Genomic DNA, 15,131 nt, shown 5'->3' on the forward strand with positions numbered 1-15,131 from the left:
AATTACAGGGATCGCCCTCGCCCTCGCGGTGGTGGCGGGCACGGCTCCGCCCGCGGCGGCCGCCCCGCGGGAGCCGGTGCGGATCACCCGCTTCCTCGGCGAGCAGCGGATCCCGTACCTGGTGAAGTTCGAGGGCACGACCGTGGGCGGCCTGTCGGGCTTCGACCGCGACCCGCGCACCGGCGTCTGGTACTTCGTCTCCGACGACCGCTGGCGCTACAACCCCGCCCGCTTCTACACCGGCCGCCTGGCCATCGACCGGATGACGGGCGACTTCACCGGCGTGCGGCTGACCGGCGTCACCACGCTGACCAGGCCCGACGGGACCCCGTACCCGGGCTACGGCAAGCCGGGCTCGGCCGACCCCGAGTCGATCAGGGTCGACCGGTGGAGCGGGCGGCTGCTGTGGGGCGACGAGGGCGACCGGCCCGACCGCGCGAATCCGGATATTCCCATCTCGCATTCCACAGTGCGCGGAATGAACCCCGAAGGGCGCGAGGCCGGTAGTTTTCCGGTGCCGTCGAATTTGCGCTTCGAGAGCACGGAAAGCGGGCCACGCCGCAATTTCGGATTCGAGGGGCTGGCCGTCACCGAACGCGCCGTCACCGCCGTGACCGAGGGGCCGCGTTACGAGGACGGGCCGACGCCGACGGCCGACAGCGGCTCGGTGACGCGGCTGACCGTGTGGGACCGCGGGGGCCGGGTACGCGCGCAGTACGCCTACCCGCTCGACGCCCTGGAGGCCCCGCCGAACCCGCCGACGGGCCAGAGCGACAGCGGCGTGTCGGAGCTGCTGGCCATCGACGACCACCGCTACCTGGCACTCGAACGCTCCTGGATCCAGGGCGTGGGATACCGGGCCAAGCTGTACGAGATCGACCTGCGCGGCGCCTCGAACGTCATGGGCCGCGACTCGCTGGCGCAGGCCGGCCGGTACCGGCCGGTCGCCAAGCGGCTGGTCCACGACCTCGGCGACTTCCGGCCGCCGGTGCAGAACCTGGAGGGCATGGCCTGGGGTCCCCGACTGGCGAGCGGCGAGTGCACGCTGGTGATCGGCTCCGACGACAACTTCTCCGAGCAGGAGGTGACGCAGTTCATGGCCTTCGCCGCCACGGGCTGTCGCTGACCTGCGTACCGTCAGATGCCGTGGATGCGGCGCCCGGTGATCTGCTGGGGGACGATGCGGATGTAGAGCTGCCGCTCGCCCCCGGCCCACGGGGTGACGCCCGTGCCGGCCGCGCCGTCCGCCTCCTCCGGCGGCAGGTGGTGCGCGGGCCCCTGGACCAGCACGCTCCACCCCTCCCTGTTGGTCTCGTCGAAGTTGTCGACCTCGAAGGCGATCACGATGTCGACGCCTTCCAGCCCGGTGCTCAGGTCCTTGTCCATGGCCCCGCCCGCGGCGGTGCGGAAGACGATGGCGCCCTCGTGCACCTTGTAGTTGACCGGCAGCACCGTCGGCCCGTGCGAGCCGTTGAACGCCACCCGTCCGATCCCCCCGGGCGCGATCAGCCGCCGGCACTCCTGCTCGTCCAGCGTCTCCAGGGACGGGTGGGCCATCGCGGGGCCGCGCCCGGGCGGCCGGTCCTGGCCGCCGCCCAGCAGGTCGTCCACCGTCGTGCCCAGCGCGTCCGCCAGCCGGTAGAGCGCACCGGTGTCGGGCGTGTCGGCGTTCTCCTCCAGATATTTCAGGTAACCGGGTGACATGTCCGCGCGCTCGGCGACCTGCTCGCGGGTCAGCCCGAGGCGCTCGCGGTGGTGGATGACGCGGCGGCCGAGATCGCCTGTGCCTGTCATGATGACTTCCCCTCTGCGATAGGTACGGCGTGCGGCGCCGTTGAGCCGGGCCTCGTGATGGTCGGCGTCGATGAACACCTGACGCCCGCGGTAGCGGATCGGCATGGACACGAGCCCGAGCTCGTCGGGCAGCAGCGGGTCCAGCCGCAGCCCGTCGGGCCTGACCTCCAGGCCCAGGAAGCAGCGCTGCAGCAGGTCGAGCGTGCCGCCCATGGCGCCCAGGTGGATGCCTTCCGCGGTGGTGCCGCCCTGGACGTCCTTGATGTCGCTGTAGAGGGCCTCGGTGAAGAAACGCCACGACTGCGCCCGGTTCGAGCGGGCCAGCACCCAGGCGTGCACGACGGCGCTGAGCGTGGAGCCGTGGCTGGTGCGCCGCAGGTAGTAGGAGACGGTGCGGGGAATGAGATCCGGCTCGACCGGGTAGCCGAGCCGCTCCAGGGTGCCGGTCAGCTCGTCGCCGGTGAGCAGGTAGCAGAGCATGAGGGTGTCGGCCTGCTTGGACGCCTTGTACCGGTTGACGTCGTCGCCGTCGGCCTCCAGCGCCCGGTCCAGGCGGCGCACGCCGGCGTAGCGGTCCCAGTCGAGCTCCAGCAGGTCGGCGTACCCGGTGAACTGGCTGATCACGCCGTCGTGGAAGTCGACCCGCAGGCGGCGGCCGAGGTCGTCCCAGCGGTCCAGCTCCGCGGCGGGCGGGGCCAGGTCGGGGACCAGCGCGGCGGTGTCGCGGGCGCGTGCCATCAGCCATGCGGTCATGACGTTGGTGTAGGCGTTGTTGTCCAGGCCGGGGACGGACGCGCCGGGGTAGGCGTCGTGGTACTCGTCGGGGCCCATGACGCCGCGGATCTCGTACCGGTCGCCGGCCGGGACGGCCAGCGAGGCGAAGAACCTGGCGATGTCGAGCAGCAGCTCGGCGCACCACGGCGGCATGGTGCCGGTGGACAGGTAGTGGTGCCAGACGTTGTAGGCGATGGCCAGGCCGACGTGCCGCTGCAGCCGGGAGTGGTCGGGCAGCCAGCGGCCGGAGGCGGGGTTGAGGTGCAGGGTCTGCGTCTCCTCGCGGCCGTCGCTGCCGCTCTGCCACGGGAACATCGCGCCGTCGTGGCCGGCCTCCCTGGCCGCGTCCCGCGCCTCGGGCAGCCGCCTCCAGCGGTAACGCAGCAGCCCTCGGGAGATCTGCGGGAAGCGCAGGTCCAGCCACGGCTGCACGAACAGCTCGTCCCAGAACACGTGCCCCCGGTACGCCTCGCCGTGCAGGCCCCGGGCGGGCACCCCGGCGTCCAGGTCGGCGGTGTGCGGGGACAGCGTCTGCAGCAGGTGGAAGATGTGCAGGTGCACGACCAGAGACAGCTCGGGGCCGTCCACGTCGAGCCTGGCCCGCCGCCACAGCCGCTCCCACGCCGCCTCGTGCCGCGCCAGCAGCTCCGCGAACGGCGGCGCCCGGCGTACGTGCCGCAGCGCCGACGAGCGCGGATCGTGGCAGGCCGGGTCGCGCGAGGACGTCAGCGCCACGACCTTCGTGAAGTCGGCCGGCACCCCCTCGGCCAGGTCGAGCACGTGGTCGGAGGTGATGTGACCGGTGCCGAGCGCCGGCCTGGCGGGCACGTCGCTGTCGATCCTGGCGGCCAGCGCCACGACGACGTGGGAGGAGCGGGTGCGCGCCGTCAGCCAGGCCAGGTCGTCCTCCGAGCCGGTCGCGTGCCCGGTGAGGTGGTCGCCGCGCAGGTCGCGGTAGCGGGCCACGCCCTCGTTGCGCACCCGGCCCTCCAGCGTGGCGTGCACGCGCAGCGGGCCCGACCAGTTCTCCGCGGTGAACGTGGTCTGCATCGCCGCCAGGTACGGGTCGGCCATCGACACCAGGCGGCGCTGGCGTACCCGGGTGATCCGGCCCGCGCCGTCGCGCCAGCGCAGGTCCCGCACCAGCACGCCGCGGCGCAGGTCCAGCACGTGCCGGTAGAGCGGCAGGTCGGCCCCCTCGGGCCGGAACCAGCCGGAATCGGGCGTGGCGAACGTCAGCGGCAGCCAGTCGGGCAGGTTGACGATGTCCTCGTTCGTCACGGTATGGCCGGCCACCACGGAGTCGAGCCGGTCGTAGCAGCCCGCCAGGTACGTGCCCGGCGTGCGCGGCTCCCCGTCGGGGGTGGCGCCGCGCGTGGCGAACCGGCCGTTGCCCAGCGTGCACAGCGCCTCGCGCAGCCCCTCGCTCGCGGGCTCGAAGCCCTCGTAGACCAGCGCCCAGGCGTCCGCCGCGGGAGGAGCGTTCATCGGCGCCCCACGGGCACGCGGCCCGCCACGTCGGCGTCGGCCAGGTCGGCGACGACCGCGCCGGCCCCGGCCGCCAGCATCGCGGCGGCCTGCGTGCCGCTCCTGTCCACCGCGACGACCTGCCCGAACCCGCCCCTGCGCCCGGCCTCCACGCCGGGCAGCGCGTCCTCCACGATCGCCACGTCGCCTGGCGGCAGCTCCAGCCGCCGCGCCGCCTCCAGGAACAGCGCGGGATCCGGCTTGCCCGGCAGGCCCAGCCGGGCCGCGTCGTTGCCGTCCACCAGCACGTCGAACAGGTGCAGCAGCCCCGCCGACGACACCACCGCCCGGCAGTGCCTGCTGGCCGAGACCACTCCCGTACGGCAGCCGCGCTGCCGCAGCTCGTGCAGCAGCGCCACCGTGGCGGGGAAGGCGGCCACGCCGTGCTGGCGGATCTGCTCCATGAACAGCGCGTCCTTGGCCAGCCCCAGCCCGTGCACGGTCGGCGCTCCCGGCTCGTCGTCCGGCCCGCCCTCGCGCAGCGAGATGCCGCGCGAGGCCAGGAACGTGCGCACGCCGTCGAGCCGGGGCCGGCCGTCCACGTGGGCGAGATAGTCGGCGCGGATGTCGAAGGGCGCCGAGCGCCCCCGGAGGAAGGCGTCGAAGACGTGCTTCCACGCCGCGGCGTGCACCCGGGCCGTGTCGGTGACCACGCCGTCGGTGTCGAAGACGACGGCGCGCAAGCTGGTCAGATCGAAGGTGGCCATGTCTGGACGCTACCCGCGCACGCGGCGCCCAGCCATGGCCGTCGGACCTCTTGACCCAGGACCTCCGGCCCGTCCCACGGGAAGCGGGAGCGGGCAGTGGGTACGTCTGTCACCAGGCCGCGCCACGTGAATCCCCGAACCCGCCGGCCCTGGCAGGAGGCGCCGCATGAGAGCGTTGACCGTAGGAGTGTTGTCGTTGCTCGCCGTGCTGGGGGTGGGGGTGGCGGGCTGCGGTGACGCCGGGCCGCCGGACACCGCCACGCTGAGCCTCTCGCCCGCCCCCACCACCCCCTCCACCACGCCTGCTGCCTCGTCACCCGCCCCCACCACGCCCGCCCCCACGCCCGCCTCCTCCTCGCCCGCCTCCTCCTCGCCCGCGGGCACCCCGCGGGCGCAGCCCACCCCGCGCGAGACCCTGATCGGCGGCCGCTACCAGCCGCTGTGGCCGTTCTCCAGCCCCGAGGAGGTGGCGGCCTGGCAGCGCGAGTACCGGGCGAGCGGCCACGAGCCGTGGCACCTCGACGCCCGCCGCACCGCGATCGCCTTCAGCCGTGACTTCCTCGGCTTCGCCGGCATCGACCGCGCCGTCAAGACCGTGACGGACGGCCCGCACGCGCGCGTGCACGTCGGCTTCCGCGCCGAGGACGCCTCCCGGCCGCTGGTGGCGGCCGTCGTGCACCTCATGAGGTACGGCCCCGGCCAGGACGCCCCCTGGGAGGTGGTCGGCACCGACGACACCACGCTCACCCTGACCAGGCCCGCGTACGGCGCCGCCGCCGGCTCGCCGGTGACCGTCGGCGGCCGCGTCACCGGCGTGGACGAGAGCATCAGGGTCCAGGTCCGCCACCCCGGCTCGGACACCCCGGTGGGGGAGCGCTGCTGCCTGCCCGCGGGAGGCGAGAACGCGCCCTGGTCGGCGCGGGTCTCGTTCACGGCGCAACCGGGGCGGACGCTGACCATCGTCGCCTCGACCGGCGGCCACGTGGCCGAGGTCGAGCGGTTCGCGGTGACGGGGGTGACGTCGCCCCCCTGACGGGCCGCCGCTGTGACGGCCGCCTCGTTGACGGGCCGCCTCCCTGACGGGCGCCTCGTTGACGGGCCGCAGCCCTGACGGTCGCCTCCCTGACGGCCGCCGTCCTCGCGAGGAGAGCTGCTAGTTTATAAACGCGCATTCACTAAGGCTCGGGGGGAAGCGATCATGGGCAGGCCCCGCACCACCAGCGACGAGGCGATCCTGGGAGCGACCGCCCGCGCGATCGGCCGGCACGGCCCGCAGGGGCTCACGCTGGCCGCGGTCGCCCAGGAGGCCGGGCTGTCCCCGGCCACGCTGGTGCAGCGGTTCGGCTCGAAGCGCGGCCTGCTGCTGGCGTTCGCCGCCCACGCCACCAGCACCGCGGCCGAGCCGTTCGAGCGGGCCCGCCAGGAGCACGCCTCGCCGCTGGCCGCCCTGCGTGCCGCGCTCGTGCACCTGGCGGAAGGCGTGTCCACGCCCGAGGAACTGTCGGGCAGCCTCGGGTTCCTGCAGCTCGACCTGACCGACCCCGACTTCCGCGCGCACGCGGCCGAGCACGCCCGCCGCACCCGCGACGAGATCGCCGCCCTGCTGGCCGCCGCGGCGGCGGCGGGGGAGCTGACCGCGGAGGCGGAGTCGGGCTCGCTGGCCAGAGCGGTGCAGGTGGCCTACAACGGCGCCCTCATCCTGTGGGCGCTGACCGGCGACGGCCCGCTCCCCGACGCGATGCGCGACGCCGTGGGGCAGACGCTGCGCCCGTACCTCGCCGGATGAGGTCCTCGACTCCGCGACGCTCCGGCCCAAGACTGGACCGGCGCCCCCTGTGACGGGGGATGATCAACAAGCAAGAACCATCGGCCACCGCGCGGGCCGGCACGGTGACCGCAACGCTTCGAGGTGCTCATGAGCCAAGTGGAAGACCCCGCACCGCAGTCGCTGGCGGAGCTGGCCCGCAGGCACGGGCTCAGGCCCGCCATCGCGCGCCCCCGATTCCCCGTCTACCTGCACCAGCTCTGGCAGCGGCGGCACTTCGTGCTGACGTACGCGACCTCGCGCAACGTCTCCAAGTACTCCGGCTCGGCGCTGGGCCAGCTCTGGCAGGTCATCACCCCGCTGCTGAACGCCGCCATCTACTACGTGATGTTCGGCCTTATCCTCGGCGGCAGCAAGGGCATCGAGAACTATCCGGCGTTCCTGCTGACCGGGATGTTCGTGTTCACCTACACGCAGCGCACGGTCACGGCCGGGGCCAAGTCGATCTCCGGCAACCTGTCGCTGATCCGCGCCCTGCACTTCCCGCGGGCCTCGCTGCCGCTGGCGTACACGATCCAGGAGCTGCAGCAGCTCGTCATCTCCATGGGCGTGCTGCTGGTCATCGTGGTGATCACCGACGAGCCGCCGACCCTGCTCTGGCTGATGATCCCGATCGTGCTGGTGCTGCAGACGATGTTCAACATCGGGGCGGGGCTGATGCTGGCCAGGCTCGGCGCCTCGCTGCGCGACCTCAACCAGTTGCTGCCGTTCATCATGCGGACGTGGCTGTACGCCTCCGGCGTGTTCTTCGCCATCCACGACAAGGTCGTCAACAGCGCGGGCCTGCCCGAATGGGTGGCCACCGCGATGTACCTGAACCCGGCCGCCTCCTACATCGAGTGGATGCGGGACATCCTCATCGCCAGCCACACCCCGCCGCGGATGGTGTGGGTGTCGTGCGTGGTGTGGGCGGTCGTCGCGCTCGTCGGCGGGTTCTGGTACTTCTGGCGGGCCGAGGACCGGTACGGGCGGGGCTGACGGCCCCGTCACGGGCCGGGTCACAGGGGCGGGGTCCGCGGGCCGCGGTACGGCAGGGGCTGGCTGTAGACGAGGTTGGTCGTGGTGCTACCGAACCGGGCGAGCTCGTCGACGATGCGTTCGAGATGCGCCATGGAGCCCGCCGCCACCTTCAGCGTGTAGCAGTCCTCGCCGGTGGTGCGCAGGCACTCCAGGATCTCCATGCGCTCGCCGAGCAGGTGGCGCAGCGGCTCGTGCCGGTTGCCCGGGTACTTCAGGCGCACCACGGCCAGAATGGCGTAGCCGACCTTGGTGAGATCGACCTCGGCCCGGTAACCGGAGATGACGCCCAGCGCCTCCAGCCGCCTGACGCGCTCGGTGGTGGCCGAGGCGCTGAGATTCACCCGGCGGCCCAGCTCGGTGAAGGGGATGCGGCCGTCCCGCTGGACCTCCGCCAGGATCGACCAGTCGGTCTCGTCAAGTTCCTCGGTCATCGTGCCAAATTACCGGCAGATTCCCGGTCACCTGCCGCCAAGGGCGTGAACAATGCCTTCAGTTCCGGGTGGCCGCCTCGATAGCCTCCTTGCCATGCGAATCGGGGTTAACGTGCCGAACTTCGGGCCGGGGACGGACCCGGCCGTCCTGCGGCGCTGGGCGCGGACGGTGGAGGCGCTCGGCTACGACCTGTTGATGATCTCCGACCACGTCGTGGTGACACCCGACGTCGCCGAGCAGTATCCGGCGCCGTTCTACGAGCCGTTCACCACGCTCGCGTGGCTGGCCGGCGTCACCGACCGGATCAGGCTCGGCACCTCGGTCCTCATCGTGCCGTACCGCCACCCCCTCCTCATGGCCCGGATGGCGGCGAACCTCAACCGGTTCAGCGGCGGCCGGCTCGTCCTCGGCGTGGGCACGGGCTGGGCCCGCCAGGAGTTCGACGCGCTCGGGGTGCCGTTCGAGCGGCGCGGGCGGCTGACGGACGAGCACCTCCAGGCGATGCGGGCCGCGTGGGCGGACGAGGACGACTACCGCGCCGGGCCGATACCCCTCTGGGTCGGCGGGAACGGCGAGGCCGGGCTGCGCCGGGCGGTGCGCCTGGGCGAGGCGTACCATCCGCTGCGCACGACGCTCCCGTGGCTGCGGGACGCGGCGCAGCGGCTCAAGACCGTCGCCGCCGAGCTGGGACGGCCGGCGCCCGCCCTGGCCCCGCGCATCGTGCTGCGGCTGACCGGCACGCCGGTCACCGGCCCGCAGCGGCGCGCGGGGGAGGGCACCATCGGCCAGATCGTCGAGGACCTGGAGGAGCTGCGCGCGCTCGGGGCCGACACCGTGGTGCTCGACCCGTTCGACGGCGACCCCGCCGAGACGCTGCACCCGGCGACGGCCTGGCACGCGCTCGCCGCCGTGGCCGACCGCTGGACCCTGGACCCGCACGGCTGACCGGCGTGGACCCGCTCGACTGGCCAGCCTGGACCCGCACGACCGATCAAGGGAGCGACAGTGACACCTCAGGAGGAGACCTTCCTGCGCAGGGCCATCGAGCTGGCCGCCAAGGCCCGCGCGAGCGGGGACGCCCCGTTCGGGTCCCTGCTGGTGGGGCCGGACGGCGACGTGCTGGCCGAAGCGCACAACACCGTCACCAGCGAAGGCGACATCGCCGCCCATCCCGAGCTGAAGCTGGCCCGGTGGGCAGCCCGCGAGCTGGATCCGGCCACCGCCGCGGCCACCACCATGTACACCAGCTGCCAGCCGTGCGACATGTGCCGGGGCGGCATCGAACGCTCCGGGCTGGGGCGCGTGGTGTACGCGCTCTCCAACGACCAGCTCGCCCAGCTCAAGCCGGGCGGCGGCTGGCCCCGGGTGCCGCAGGAGGGGCCGGCGCTGTTCGAGGAGGCACGCGTCCCGGTCGAGGGCTTCTACCGCTGACCGCCCCGCCGGCGATCACGCCGTGGGCCCCCAGGCGGGACGCTGCCGGGCAGCCGCCTTGCGGCCCAGCTTCCCGGCTCTGACCTGCACGGCCAGACTGTCGAGGATGACCCGGGCGCTGAGCAGCGCCGTCTGCTCCGCCCAGTCGTACGGCGGCGAGCACTCCACCACCTCGATCCCGGCCAGCCCCGGCTCGGACACCAGCCGCACCAGGTTCAGCGCCTCCCGGGGCAGCAGCCCGCCCGGCTCCGGCCAGCCGGTGCCGGGGACGAACCCGGCGTCGATGACGTCGATGTCGAAGGAGAGGTAGACGGCCTCGGCGTCCTGCCAGGCGATCTCCAGGGCGGTCTCGGCGACGCGTTCCACGCCGACCCGCTCCACGTCACCCACCGTGATCACGGTGGTGCCGCGCTCGCGGCCGACCTTGACCCCGGCCCGGGGCGCCTGCCAGCCACCGATGCCGACCTGGACGAGGTTGGTGGCCGGCGCGTTCCTGATGTTGGTGGCGTGGAACCAGGGCGTGGTGTGCATGCGCTCGTCGAGGTCGGTCTCCTGGGTGTCGACGTGCCGGTCGAAGTGGATGATGCCGACGTTCCCCTCGTGATGGGCGGCGAGCCCGCGTACCGTCGGGAACCCGATCGAATGGTCCCCGCCCAGCACCACCGGCATCGTCCCCTGCTGGACGACGTGGCTCATCGCCTGGCTGATCTGGTCGAACGACTTCTCCAGGTTGCCGGGGATGGTGAACACGTCCCCGATGTCCACCAGGTTGAGCTGCTCGCGCAGGTCCACGCCGAGCTCGTAGCTGTAGGTGCCGAACAGGTTCGTGCTGCGCCGGATGCCCTGCGGCCCGAACCGCGTGCCCGGCCGGTACGTCGCCCCCGCGTCGAGCGGCACCCCGAAGATCGCGACCTCGGCGTCCCCCACCTCGTGCACGTCCTCCACGTACGGGCACTTCAGGAACGTGCCGCGCTCACCCGCGAAGTGCGGCAGCTCCCCCCGGGCGAACGTGGGGATCGTCCGATCCGTGAGCGTGGGCGCGCCCGGCAGCCCGTAAGCCAACGCCCGTTCGAGCTCCTCCTCCCTCCGAGCCGTCGGGATTTCCGCCTCCGCCCGCTGGGCCCAGGCGCCTTCCTGGTTTACGTTGGCCATGATCTGAGTCTTCGCTCGCAACGATCGGCTGTCCAGCATGGTCATTCTGGGTGTCGCGCTCGCCATCGTCTCCATGATCGTCGTTGGGCTGCTGGTGGCCCGGCGTGTCGCGGGCGACAGCAGGAACTTCCTGGTCGCCGGCCGGAGCCTGGCCCTGCCCGTGGTCGCCGCCTCGCTCATGGGTCAGGCCGTCGACACGAACGCCACCCTCGGCGCCACCGACCTGGCCGCCGGCCTCGGCTTCTGGGCGGGAGCCGGGCTGCCCCTCGGCCTGGCCCTGTGCCTGCTGCTCACCGGCCTGTTCTTCGCCCGGCCGATGAACCGCATGGGGCTGACCACGCTGCCCGACTTCTTCCGGCTCCGGTACGGCAGGGCCGTCGAGGTCGTCGCCGCGCTCCTGATGATCGCCGCGTTCGCGATCCTGGTCGCGGGCAACCTGGTGGCGGGCGGTTTCCTGTTCGAGCGTTTCCTCGGCACGTCCTACAGCGGGGGAGTGCTCATCATCGTCGCGGTGGTGCTGATCTACACGCTCGCGGGCGGGCTGCTCAGCGACGCCTACACCTCGATCGTGCAGATGCTCATCACCGCGGCCGCCTCGTTCGCCCTGCTGTTCTGGGTCGCCGCCACCTTCGGGCTGCGGCCCGCGCCCGGCATGGGGCCGTTCGACCTCGGGCAACTGTCCGATCCGGGGCAGGGCGCGGTCGTCAACTGGGCCACGCTGGTCGCGCTCGGGATCGGCGACATCGTCGCCATCGACTTCATGCAGCGCATCTTCGCCGCCCGCTCGCCGGACGTCGCCCGCCGTGCCTGCTTCATCGCCGCCGCCGGGACCGCCGTGATCGGTGTGCCGTTCGCGCTGGTCGCCGTCGCCACCGGCCAGGGGCTGCTCGCGCTGCTGGACGGGGCCGCGCCGGCCGGGCTGAGCGTGCTGGTGCTGGCGGGCATCGTCAGCGCGTCGCTGTCCACGGCCGACGGCGCCGTTCTCGGCACCGCCGCGGTCGCCGTGCGCAACGTGGGCTCGGCCCGCCGCGTCCACCGGCCCGGCCGGGCCGACCCGCTGCTGCGCGCGACCCGCTGGGCGATGCTGCCCGTGGTCGGCGGCGCGCTGCTGCTCGCGTTACGGGTGCCGCAGACGGGCGTGCTGCTCACGCTGGCGTTCGACCTCATGCTGGCCTGCCTCGCCGTGCCGTTCTTGCTCGGCCTGTTCTGGCGGCGCGGCTCCGCGCCCGCCGCGCTGGCCGCCCTGGCGGTGGGCCTGGTGGTGCGGCTGGTGCTGTTCGCGCTGACACCCACCATGTACGGCGCGCCCAACACCCTCCTCTACTTCCCGAACACGCTGGCCGGCGCGGCCTTCGACGGGTGGCCCACGTTCATCGCGCTGGGCGCGTCCCTGCTCGTCTACGTGGGCGTGGCGCTCAGCACCGCGCCGGCCGGGATCCGCGGCGTGGACCTGCGCATGGAGGAGACCCGGGAGGAGGCGGCGCCCTCGTCCCCGTGAGTCCGGCACCGGGCGGGGGTCAGCGGCAGACCCTGGGCAGCTCGGCTGGACGGGTCGAGACGAGCTCGGCGGCGACCGCCTTCACGTTCTCCTCCATCAAGGTCGGCAGGGAGGCGACGCGGGGATGGCGGGGGTGGGCGCGGCCCATCGCCGCGATGATCGCCCGGCGCTCGGCGCGGGTCACGCGGCGGCCCGCCGGGGAGCTCTCCCGTACGGCGCGCTTCACCAGGCCCCGGAAATGCTTGATGTAGGCCTGCTGCCGGCTGATCAGGTCACGGGCCGGAGCGGGAGCGCCGTGGCCGGGATGGGCCAGGCCCGCCGCGGGATACCGCTCGCGCAGCCGGTCGAGCTGGACGAGCCAGCCGCAGCTGTGTCCTTCGACGAGAGCCGGCGTCACCCGGTTGCCGAGCAGGTCACCGGGGAACAAGGTGCGGCTCTCCGGCTCGTAGTACACGGTGGCCGCGTCCGACTCGGCGTGGGGGAACTCGGCGGTGCGGAGCCTCGTCCCGGCGATCGTCAGCGTCGCTCCCGCTCGGAAGACCTTGTCGGGATGGGTGAGTTCGCTGGGGAAGTCGGAGCCGGGGAGTGACCGGGTGAGGGCGTAGAGCCCGCGCCTGTCCTCGCGCATGGCCTTGGCGCTCGCCTCCGAGGCGTAGATCGGCGCCCGCGGGAACGCCTCCTTGAAGATGCCCGCTCCGCCGACGTGGTCGGGATGGGCGTGCGTCAGCAGGATGGCCGCCACCGGTTGGCCGGTGTCCCGGATGCGGGCGAGCGCCTGCCTGGCGTCGGTGAGCGTGCGCAGGGTGTCGAACAGGATCAATCCCTCCGGCGCCCGCATCCAGTAGGTGTTCACGGAACCCGGTTGGGGTGAGGCGAAGCGTTCGATGCGGGGATCCTCCTGGGGGCCGGCGTCCGCCGCCCAGGCAGGAGCCGCCGTGACAAGGGGCGTGCTTGTGAGAATGGCAACAAGTGCGACGATGACCTGCTTTTTCACGGTTTTGACCCTTCTGGCGGATCTTGGCTCACCGAGATGGTGGCAGCAGGCCGGAAAAGGTGGATAGTGTCCGCATCATCAGGCGCATATGCATTTCGCATACTTCAACCGGAGTGTGTCAGTGAGGCGGACCGACGACGATCTCCCGCTCCGGCTCGCCCGCGCCATGTTGTGGGCCTCGTTCGGCATCCTGTTCTACATCCGCCTGTTCAGCGCCCTGGACAGCGACCCCGGCCCGGCCGCGACGCTGCTCCCCATGCTGTCGTACCCGCCGCTGGTGGCGCTGGTGGTGTGGCGCTGGAGCGCGCCCGTCAGGTACGGGCTGCTGGCGGCCGTGGTGGTGCTCTACTTCGTGCCGTTCCTGGTGGTCGGGGAGCTGTGGGACTGGGTGCCGTGGACGGTGGCCGCCGCGGTGCTGTGCGCGCTGCCCGCCCGGCTGGCCTGGCCGCTGTTCGCCCTCGTCGTGGCGGCGTCCGGCGCGGCCGTGGTGGTGCTCGGGTTCGACCTCGCTCCCGGGTACGAGGGACAGATCACCGTCGGATACATGATCATCACGGCGGACGACGGGCTCATCCTGTTCAGCCTGTCCGCGCTCGTCCGGGCCGTCGAGCAGTTGCACGGCACCAGGGAGGACCTGGCCAGGTGGGCCCTGGCCAGGGAGCGCCTGCGGCTGGACGGAGAGCTGCGGGACCTGCTCGGCGGGAAGCTCCAGGCGATCGCCTTCCGCATGCGCAAGGCGGGACAGGCGGAGCCGGACAAGGCGCGGCAGGACGTGCGGGAAGGCGTCGCGCTGGCCCGGAGCACGCTGGCCGAGGTGCGGGCGACGGCCGGGGCCTACCGGGCCGGGCCGCCGGCGCAACCGCCGCCGATCGAGTCGCCGCGGCTGGCCCGGCGCGTGCTGCTCGCGGTGCTGGTCATCCAGTGCGTGCTCGTCATGAACATCCTGGTCCGGATCCATCCCTACGACTGGCCGGTCCTCGGCTTCGCCGCGGCCCTGCTGGCCGGCATCATCGCCCTCCAGACGCTGCCGCAGTCGCGGGCGGTCCTGATCACGCAGGGCCTGCTGATCCTGCTGCCACTGGCGATCTTCCCCGACGCCTGGGACCGGCTGCTGAGCATCGTCACCGGCAAGCTGCTGCTCACCGTACGGCCACCCCTCTCGTGGGTGCTCGCGGGAGCCGTCCTGGCCGGGCACCTGACCTGGTTCCTCCACACCATCGACGGCAGCCACCTCCTCGTCGACGACCTCGCCGCCGCGCTCGCCCTCTTCGGCGGCCACCTCATGATCATGTGGCTGGTGTACTGCCTCGGCCGGCTGAGCGGGCTGCTGACCGTCCTGGAGCGGGCGCGGCACGAGCTGGCCGAGGTCGCGGTGCGCCGCGAGCGCGCCCGCGTCGCCGGCGACCTGCACGACGTGCTGGGCTTCAGCCTGTCGGCGGCCGCGCTCAAGGGCGAGGTGGCCGAGCGCATCCTGGACACCGACCCCGCGCGGGCCAGGTCCGAGCTCGCCGCGCTCGCCCAGCTCGTCGAACGAGCCCTGGCGGAGCTGCGCTCCATCACCGGGCACGGGGTCGAGCTGCGGCTGGCGGCCGAGCTCGACGCGGCACGGGAGGTGCTGACGGCCGCCGGCATCGAGGTGACGGTACGGGACGGGGCCGGGCCGCTGCCGGTCGACGTCGACACGGAGGTGGCCACCGCTCTGCGCGAGACCGTCACCAACGTGCTGCGCCACAGCCGGGCCCGCACCTGCGAGATCACCCTCGACCCCGCCCCCGCCGCCGTACGGCTACGCGTGGTCAACGACGGCGCCGGCCCGGAATGCGCCCCGACCGGCTCCGGGCTCGGCAGCCTCGCGCGGCGCACCGGCGGCCGGCTGACGGCCGGGCACCGCTCCGGCGGCAGGTTCGAGGTGGTCGCGGAATTCCCCCTGGACGCTCGTCCCGAGCCGGTGGCGTTCCACACCTGACGGGTGAACGT

Annotated in this window: 13 protein-coding genes; 8 read left to right on the forward strand and 5 right to left on the reverse strand. The window is 73.0% G+C overall.

All coding sequences use genetic code 11. The features are described from left to right. The first annotated feature begins 31 nt into the window (after positions 1-31). The gene (locus AB0I79_RS41890; RefSeq protein WP_357885663.1) at positions 32-1,126 is read left to right on the forward strand and encodes an esterase-like activity of phytase family protein; all 1,095 of its coding nucleotides are present in this window, start codon (positions 32-34) and stop codon (positions 1,124-1,126) included. Positions 1,127-1,137: 11 nt separating this feature from the next. Here the strand turns inward: AB0I79_RS41890 and AB0I79_RS41895 are convergent, their stop codons facing one another. Both AB0I79_RS41895 and AB0I79_RS41900 read right to left on the reverse strand, forming a co-directional pair. Then, on the reverse strand, positions 1,138-4,056 hold the full coding sequence (locus tag AB0I79_RS41895) for a pyridoxamine 5'-phosphate oxidase family protein (RefSeq protein ID WP_357885665.1): 2,919 nt from the start codon (positions 4,054-4,056) through the stop codon (positions 1,138-1,140). Next, positions 4,053-4,802 (reverse strand): HAD-IA family hydrolase, encoded by a 750-nt coding sequence (locus AB0I79_RS41900; RefSeq protein ID WP_357885667.1) that lies wholly within the window; start codon positions 4,800-4,802, stop codon positions 4,053-4,055. Before AB0I79_RS41900 ends, AB0I79_RS41895 begins: the two co-directional genes overlap by 4 nt. Before the next feature lie 166 nt (positions 4,803-4,968). Between AB0I79_RS41900 and AB0I79_RS41905 the strand changes: the two genes are divergently transcribed. From AB0I79_RS41905 to AB0I79_RS41915, 3 genes are all read left to right on the forward strand, one after another. After that, entirely contained in the window at positions 4,969-5,835 is an 867-nt protein-coding gene (locus AB0I79_RS41905) for a hypothetical protein (RefSeq protein ID WP_357885669.1), read from the forward strand. 165 nt (positions 5,836-6,000) lie between these two features. Continuing rightward, on the forward strand, positions 6,001-6,588 hold the full coding sequence (locus AB0I79_RS41910; RefSeq protein WP_357885671.1) for a helix-turn-helix domain-containing protein: 588 nt from the start codon (positions 6,001-6,003) through the stop codon (positions 6,586-6,588). A 129-nt stretch (positions 6,589-6,717) separates the two neighbouring features. Beyond that, entirely contained in the window at positions 6,718-7,605 is an 888-nt protein-coding gene (locus tag AB0I79_RS41915; protein WP_357885673.1) for an ABC transporter permease, read from the forward strand. Positions 7,606-7,625: 20 nt separating this feature from the next. Here AB0I79_RS41915 and AB0I79_RS41920 read toward each other — a convergent pair whose 3' ends face one another. After that, the gene (locus tag AB0I79_RS41920; protein ID WP_357885675.1) at positions 7,626-8,078 is read right to left on the reverse strand and encodes an Lrp/AsnC family transcriptional regulator; all 453 of its coding nucleotides are present in this window, start codon (positions 8,076-8,078) and stop codon (positions 7,626-7,628) included. A 94-nt stretch (positions 8,079-8,172) separates the two neighbouring features. On the opposite strand from AB0I79_RS41920, the gene AB0I79_RS41925 reads away from it, so the two are divergent. Both AB0I79_RS41925 and AB0I79_RS41930 read left to right on the forward strand, forming a co-directional pair. Continuing rightward, entirely contained in the window at positions 8,173-9,024 is an 852-nt protein-coding gene (locus tag AB0I79_RS41925) for an LLM class flavin-dependent oxidoreductase (RefSeq protein WP_357885677.1), read from the forward strand. A 60-nt stretch (positions 9,025-9,084) separates the two neighbouring features. Then, positions 9,085-9,510, forward strand: a complete 426-nt coding sequence (locus tag AB0I79_RS41930; RefSeq protein WP_357885679.1) for a nucleoside deaminase — start codon at positions 9,085-9,087, stop codon at positions 9,508-9,510. A gap of 15 nt (positions 9,511-9,525) precedes the next feature. On the opposite strand, the gene speB is transcribed toward AB0I79_RS41930, so the two are convergent. Continuing rightward, entirely contained in the window at positions 9,526-10,662 is a 1,137-nt protein-coding gene (gene speB / locus AB0I79_RS41935; protein ID WP_357885681.1) for an agmatinase, read from the reverse strand. A gap of 37 nt (positions 10,663-10,699) precedes the next feature. On the opposite strand from speB, the gene AB0I79_RS41940 reads away from it, so the two are divergent. Then, complete coding sequence (locus AB0I79_RS41940; RefSeq protein ID WP_357885683.1) at positions 10,700-12,160, forward strand: sodium:solute symporter family protein; 1,461 nt, start codon at positions 10,700-10,702, stop codon at positions 12,158-12,160. A gap of 19 nt (positions 12,161-12,179) precedes the next feature. On the opposite strand, the gene AB0I79_RS41945 is transcribed toward AB0I79_RS41940, so the two are convergent. Beyond that, positions 12,180-13,013, reverse strand: a complete 834-nt coding sequence (locus AB0I79_RS41945) for an MBL fold metallo-hydrolase (RefSeq protein ID WP_357885684.1) — start codon at positions 13,011-13,013, stop codon at positions 12,180-12,182. 262 nt (positions 13,014-13,275) lie between these two features. Between AB0I79_RS41945 and AB0I79_RS41950 the strand changes: the two genes are divergently transcribed. Then, positions 13,276-15,120, forward strand: a complete 1,845-nt coding sequence (locus AB0I79_RS41950; RefSeq protein WP_357885686.1) for a histidine kinase — start codon at positions 13,276-13,278, stop codon at positions 15,118-15,120. Positions 15,121-15,131 lie beyond the last annotated feature (11 nt).

This window comes from Nonomuraea sp. NPDC050202 (genome assembly GCF_040656115.1).
Taxonomy (GTDB): domain Bacteria; phylum Actinomycetota; class Actinomycetes; order Streptosporangiales; family Streptosporangiaceae; genus Nonomuraea.

Bases quoted from the DNA above. Each gene is read 5' to 3' on its own strand.
- AB0I79_RS41895 (WP_357885665.1), bottom strand. From the start codon at position 4,056: ATGAACGCTCCTCCCGCGGCGGACGCCTGGGCGCTGGTCTACGAGGGC.
- AB0I79_RS41900 (WP_357885667.1), bottom strand. From the start codon at position 4,802: ATGGCCACCTTCGATCTGACCAGCTTGCGCGCCGTCGTCTTCGACACC.
- AB0I79_RS41905 (WP_357885669.1), top strand. From the start codon at position 4,969: ATGAGAGCGTTGACCGTAGGAGTGTTGTCGTTGCTCGCCGTGCTGGGG.
- AB0I79_RS41910 (WP_357885671.1), top strand. From the start codon at position 6,001: ATGGGCAGGCCCCGCACCACCAGCGACGAGGCGATCCTGGGAGCGACC.
- AB0I79_RS41915 (WP_357885673.1), top strand. From the start codon at position 6,718: ATGAGCCAAGTGGAAGACCCCGCACCGCAGTCGCTGGCGGAGCTGGCC.
- AB0I79_RS41920 (WP_357885675.1), bottom strand. From the start codon at position 8,078: ATGACCGAGGAACTTGACGAGACCGACTGGTCGATCCTGGCGGAGGTC.
- AB0I79_RS41925 (WP_357885677.1), top strand. From the start codon at position 8,173: ATGCGAATCGGGGTTAACGTGCCGAACTTCGGGCCGGGGACGGACCCG.
- speB (WP_357885681.1), bottom strand. From the start codon at position 10,662: ATGGCCAACGTAAACCAGGAAGGCGCCTGGGCCCAGCGGGCGGAGGCG.
- AB0I79_RS41940 (WP_357885683.1), top strand. From the start codon at position 10,700: ATGGTCATTCTGGGTGTCGCGCTCGCCATCGTCTCCATGATCGTCGTT.